The organism is Mycobacterium ostraviense (assembly GCF_002705925.1).
GTDB classification, from domain to species: Bacteria; Actinomycetota; Actinomycetes; order Mycobacteriales; family Mycobacteriaceae; genus Mycobacterium; species Mycobacterium ostraviense.
On record NZ_NKRE01000001.1, the window covers coordinates 4,484,076 to 4,488,988 of the forward strand.

Annotated in this window: 5 protein-coding genes and 2 pseudogenes; 1 reads left to right on the top strand and 6 read right to left on the bottom strand. The window is 66.4% G+C overall.

The annotated features are described in order from the left end of the window. Nucleotides 1-1,122 (bottom strand): serine/threonine-protein kinase (locus tag CDN38_RS33580; protein WP_244307477.1); only part of this gene is annotated, 1,122 nt, incomplete at its 3' end. A 194-nt stretch (nucleotides 1,123-1,316) separates the two neighbouring features. Here CDN38_RS33580 and CDN38_RS20965 point away from each other — a divergent pair. Further along, entirely contained in the window at nucleotides 1,317-1,541 is a 225-nt protein-coding gene (locus CDN38_RS20965; protein ID WP_075509667.1) for a hypothetical protein, read from the top strand. A gap of 9 nt (nucleotides 1,542-1,550) precedes the next feature. On the opposite strand, the pseudogene CDN38_RS20970 reads toward CDN38_RS20965, so the two are convergent. The 5 genes and pseudogenes from CDN38_RS20970 to CDN38_RS20990 all read right to left on the bottom strand — a co-directional run. Further along, a pseudogene (locus CDN38_RS20970) lies at nucleotides 1,551-1,826 on the bottom strand (hypothetical protein); the annotation flags it as partial. A 100-nt stretch (nucleotides 1,827-1,926) separates the two neighbouring features. Then, nucleotides 1,927-2,139, bottom strand: a pseudogene (locus CDN38_RS20975) (IS607 family transposase); the annotation flags it as partial. Nucleotides 2,140-2,327: 188 nt separating this feature from the next. Continuing rightward, complete coding sequence (locus tag CDN38_RS20980) at nucleotides 2,328-2,666, bottom strand: DUF4189 domain-containing protein (RefSeq protein ID WP_233026973.1); 339 nt, start codon at nucleotides 2,664-2,666, stop codon at nucleotides 2,328-2,330. A 112-nt stretch (nucleotides 2,667-2,778) separates the two neighbouring features. Beyond that, on the bottom strand, nucleotides 2,779-3,507 hold the full coding sequence (locus CDN38_RS20985; RefSeq protein WP_075509587.1) for an LppX_LprAFG lipoprotein: 729 nt from the start codon (nucleotides 3,505-3,507) through the stop codon (nucleotides 2,779-2,781). 237 nt (nucleotides 3,508-3,744) lie between these two features. Continuing rightward, nucleotides 3,745-4,913: ABC transporter permease (locus CDN38_RS20990; protein ID WP_180276365.1), on the bottom strand; the 1,169-nt coding region annotated here is incomplete at its 5' end.

Consider the following 4,913-nt stretch of genomic DNA (forward strand, 5'->3'; position numbering starts at 1 on the left):
AGATGTGTATAAGAGACAGGTTGGTACCCGCCTGGGCGGCCCCGAGGCTGCGGCGGACGGCTGTCCGGGGCCCGCCGAAGGGCCTGACGAGGGTCCAGAACTGGCCCCGGCCGGGTAGTAGGGCGGCTGCGCCGGCGCGGGTCTCGGTGCCGGCGCGGCGGGGGCCGAAGGTGCCGCGGGCGCCATCCCGGTGGCCGGCATGGTCGGCGGCGCGACGGCCGTCGGCGGGCCGGGCAGGGTGGCTTCCTGGCTGCGGCGCAGGATGTCGGCAGCGTGGTCTTGATCGGGGTCGCTGAGCGCTTCATGGGCGGCCAGCGCCAAGTCCCCGGCACTGGCGTAACGGTCCTCGGGTTTTTTTGCCATACCGCGCGCGATCACCGCGTCGAAGGCCTTGGGGATGCCCGCTCGCAGCGTGCTGGGCTGGGGGATGGGCTCGATCAAATGAGCGGTGACCAGCATGCTGGCGCTGTCGGCGCGGTAGGGCGGACTCCCGGTGAGGCATTCGTGCAGCACGCAGGCCAGCGCGTAGATGTCGGCGCGGTAGGTGACTTCGTCGTTGGAGAAACGCTCGGGCGCCATGTATTTCCAGGTGCCCACTGCGGTGCCCAATTGGGTGAGCTTTTCGTCGGTGGTGGCACTGGCGATGCCGAAGTCGACCAGGTAGGCGAAGTCGTCGCGGGTAACCAGGATGTTCTGCGGTTTGACGTCGCGGTGCATCACGCCGGCGGCGTGGGCGGCGTCGAGGGCGGAGGCGATCTGGGTGATGATGGCCACCGCTCGCGGCGGGGTCAGCGGGCCGAAGCGCTTGAGGATGTGGTCCAGGTCGGTGCCCTCGATGAGGCGCATCTCCAGGTACATCTGCCCGTCGATTTCGCCGTAGTCGTGGATGGGCACCACGTGGGGTTCCTGCAGTCGCCCGGTGATGCGCGCTTCACGCTTCATCCGCTCCCGAAACACCGGGTCCTTACTGAAGGTTTCCGACATCAGCTTGACCGCGACCGTCCACTCTTTGACCGTGTGTTCGGCCTCGTAGACTTCGCCCATCCCGCCACGGCCCAGCAGCCGCTTCAGGCGATAGGGACCGAATATCGACCCGACTCGCGAGCCCTGCGCGTCACTCATCGCTGATCCTCCCGGTCACGCCGCGATGCCGCAGACACTATCAACAACAGCCAGGCAGGCGCGTCAGTCGCGAGGCCCGGAGCCCGTTCTGCCCGGGGCCGGTGGGCGCCAAGAAGTCCGCAAGAATGCGGCAAGCGCGTAGGCAGAAGCTCTCCTCAGCTGTCGAGTCGGCTGTCGAGAAGGGAAGTGGACAGATGCCTACCACGACCGGGACCGGCTCGAAGACCCACGTCGCCGTCATGTTCGTGATGACCGCCTTGGTCGGGATTGCGGCAACGGTCCCGGCGCAGTGGCGTACCAGCGCCGGACGTGCCTGGTCCTACGGGGTGTACTACCTCGGATACCGGCTGTTGTCGGTACAGCTGTCGTGCGGTTCGCTGGCCGTCAGCGGGGTCCCGTTCGTCGTGAAGCACGCCTGAGCGCCCGGTTCACTTGCGGGCTTTGCGTTGCGGGTCGAGCCGCTTGAGTTGCACAGCGATGAGCATCACCAGCACGATCGCCTGTACCAGGCAAGCTCCGGCGGCTAGCAGCCAGCTACTGACCTTGTAGTCCCACAGCGGATCCTGGTCCCCGCCCGCGGTGCGGCGCAGGTCGTTGAGATCGACGGTGGCGGCGGCCATGGCGTAGGCCCAGCGGGACGGGGACAGCCAGGCCAGTTGTTCCAGCGGCGGCCGGCCGTTGACCGCGAACATGCCGCCGCACAGCCCGGACAGCCCCCTCACGGAACTCCCGGTCGTACTTCATCCGCTTCTCTGGCATCGTGCTCCTCATTGTCGATGCCTCTACGGTTTGGGGGGAACCTCACACCTGCCGATCCAGACCAGCTTTCTGATCGGCCGACGAGACCCGCGCACACACCGCCGTTCGCGCTCGTGGGCCAGCCTCGCCGATCGGCTCGTCGACCAGAATCAACCGGCCCACTCGCCGGGCTGGCACGGGTAAACGACCAGCGCGAAACCAGCGATACGCAGTCACGGGAGCAACACCGTTGCGCTCAGCCCACACCGCGAGATTCATGCCATTGTTCCTACAGCACACCACCGACAACTACCGACAACTACCGACCACTCCACCCGCAACAGCTGACAGCCCTCCATAACCCGCCTCCGGCACCTCCACCCAACCCCAAACCACCACGACCCCACGGCGACAATCTTTAGGGCGCGCGCGCGAATGCCGGCCCGAAGTCCCGATCGCAGCAGCCCCTAGTTGCAGTACCAGGTCCCGATCCACCCTGAGGTACCAAGGTTCTTCGCGGCATCTTGCTCTGCGGCCAGCAGCGTAGGCCCGTAACCGCCCGCATGATCACCGCGGCTGTTCTCGGCGATGGCGCCGCAGTCGGTGAAGGTGACGAGCACCTTGCAGTCGGAGTAACCGCATGCGCCCAACGCGGCGCTCTCCGCGGCGGCCTTCGACGGGGCATGCTTGGTGCGGCCGAACACTTTTCCGGACGGGGAGTAGGCGATCGCGCCCACGTACCCTTCGGCCTCGGCTGCCGGCGCCAGCGCGAGCATCATCGCCGTCACCGCTACGACGTTGGTCACTGAAACCGCAGCTCGGCGTTGAAAAGCGGTCAATGCCATGGTGGTTCCTTTCCAGGTTCGGTGGTCCGGCACATGCTGAAACGAATGGGGGACTGGATGGCGGATTCGCCGGCTATGCCGGTTTGGTTGCGGTGACTTGCTTGCCCCAGTCGGACATGGTCATCGTCACGGTTCCGTTCTGGACCGGGCTGATTTCGATCTTGACGAGGTGATAAGACCCGTCCGAGGCGATCCACACGGTGGTGGGTGTGTTCTGCGCGTCCTTCGGGCTCAGGCGCGCCCCGGCCAGTGTCGTGATGTCGTCGGCTGACGACGTCCCGCTGATCTTGGTGGTCGGGATCCCGTTGATCTGTTCGCTGCCAACCACTTTCGGGTTTTGCAGGTTGGAAAGCAGTTTGGCCAGGCCGCGATTCGGGTCGAGCAGGGTCGAGACGTCATAGATCGACGCGCCGTTGCCATAGTCGGCGTACGTGCCGGGGTCGGCGACGTCGGAATAGAGATGTCCGTCGACAAAGACGAACTTCGAGTCAACCGGGTTCTTGCCGACGACCAGCGTCGCGGTACCGGTGGCGACCGTTTGCGGGGTGTTGGAGACGTCGCCGTCGAGTTTGGTCACCGCGAGGTTGGGCACCGAGCCTTGCACCGTGAGGCTCACGTGCATCCCGGTGACCTTGGCCATGACATCGGCAGCCTGTTTGACGGTGTTGGCGGCGTCACCATTGGCCGGGCTGCTCGACCCGCCGCCTGCGCCCTTGTTTGAGCCGGAACATCCGGTGAGCACGAGTGCCGTCGCGGCGACGGCGGACACGGCCACCACAGCGGCGCGAGACCAGCGCTTCATAGACATCTCCTTCGTCGAGGCAACGGCACGTTGCCGCGGGCAAACTCAGCCGGAGGCAGCACCACAGCCAGGCGACTTAGCGTAAACCCGCCGATATCGGCTTGACTACCTTTTCGTCGGGTCTCGGTGGCGAGAGGGTGATCACCGTTGGAGCAAAGCAGCAAGTCGGCGACGCCGCACCGGTGACCGGCCCGCGGCCAAGATGGCCAGCAACATCGCCGGGCTCGCCGCGCCGACTTATCTACGGCCCTTTCGTTGCGGGTCGAGTCGCTTGAGCCGCACCGCCAGCAAGAGCACCAGGACGACCGCCAGCGCCGCGCACATACCGGCGGCGGTGAGCCAGTTACTGCGATCGTGATCCCATAGCGGGTCTTCCGCGCCCGGGTGCAGGAAGTTCACCCCCACCGTGGCGGCGGCCATGGCGTAGGCCCAGCGGGACGGGGACAGCCAGGCCAGTTGTTCCAGCGGCGGCCGGCCGTTGACCGCGAACATGCCGCCGCACAGCACCAGTTGGGCCATGACCACCAGGACCAGCAGCGGCATGCCCCGATCGGCGTTGCCGATCAGCGCCGAGATCAGCAGGCCGATGATCATCGAAACCACGGTGACGGCAACCACAGCCACCGCCACCTCGATTGCACCGACGAGATGCTGTTGTGTTTCGTCGGCTTGCTGGGGCAACAGCACGGAGCTATCGGGCGGAGGCAGGAGCATGGTCCCCAGGAATCCGAGGATGAGTCCTTGGATGGTGGTGAGTGCGGTCAGGACGACGAGTTTGGAGGCGAGGTAGGCGCTGGCGGATAGGCCGATGCCGTGTTCGCGGCGGTAGATGGCTTGTTCTTTGACGATTTCGCGGATGGAGGCGGCGCAGCCCATCAGGGCGCCGCCGATGATCAGCAGGACCAGCAGTTGGGAGGGTTGGGTGGAGCGTTCTTCGATGGCTTTGGCCAGTGAGAGTCCGGCGTTGCCGGGGACGGCGTGGGCGAACAGGCTCAGCAGCAGCGGCAGGGCCAGCAGGAACACCGAGTATTGGCGGTCGGCGGCGATGACGGCCAGGTAGCGGCGGCACAAGATGGCGAATTGGGCCAGCGCGCTTTGTTGGGCCAGGGCTTTGGTGGTGGGCGCCGGTGCGGGTGGGCCGGGTTTGGCGGCCGGGCCGGCGGTGACCGCGGCGTGCAGCGGCGAGGCCTGAAAGCGCGCGGTCCAGTCGGTGGTGGTGTCGCGTTCGAGCAGGGTGAACAGGTCGGCGAAGTCGCTGCAGTGGAAGTAGCTCAGGGCTTGCTGGGGTGGGCCGAAGTAGGCCAGCCGGCCCCCGGGGGCCAAGATCAGCAGCCGGTCGCACATGTTGAGGTGGGCGATGTTGTGGGTGACCACCACCACCGAGCGGCCGTCGTCGGCCAGCGAAC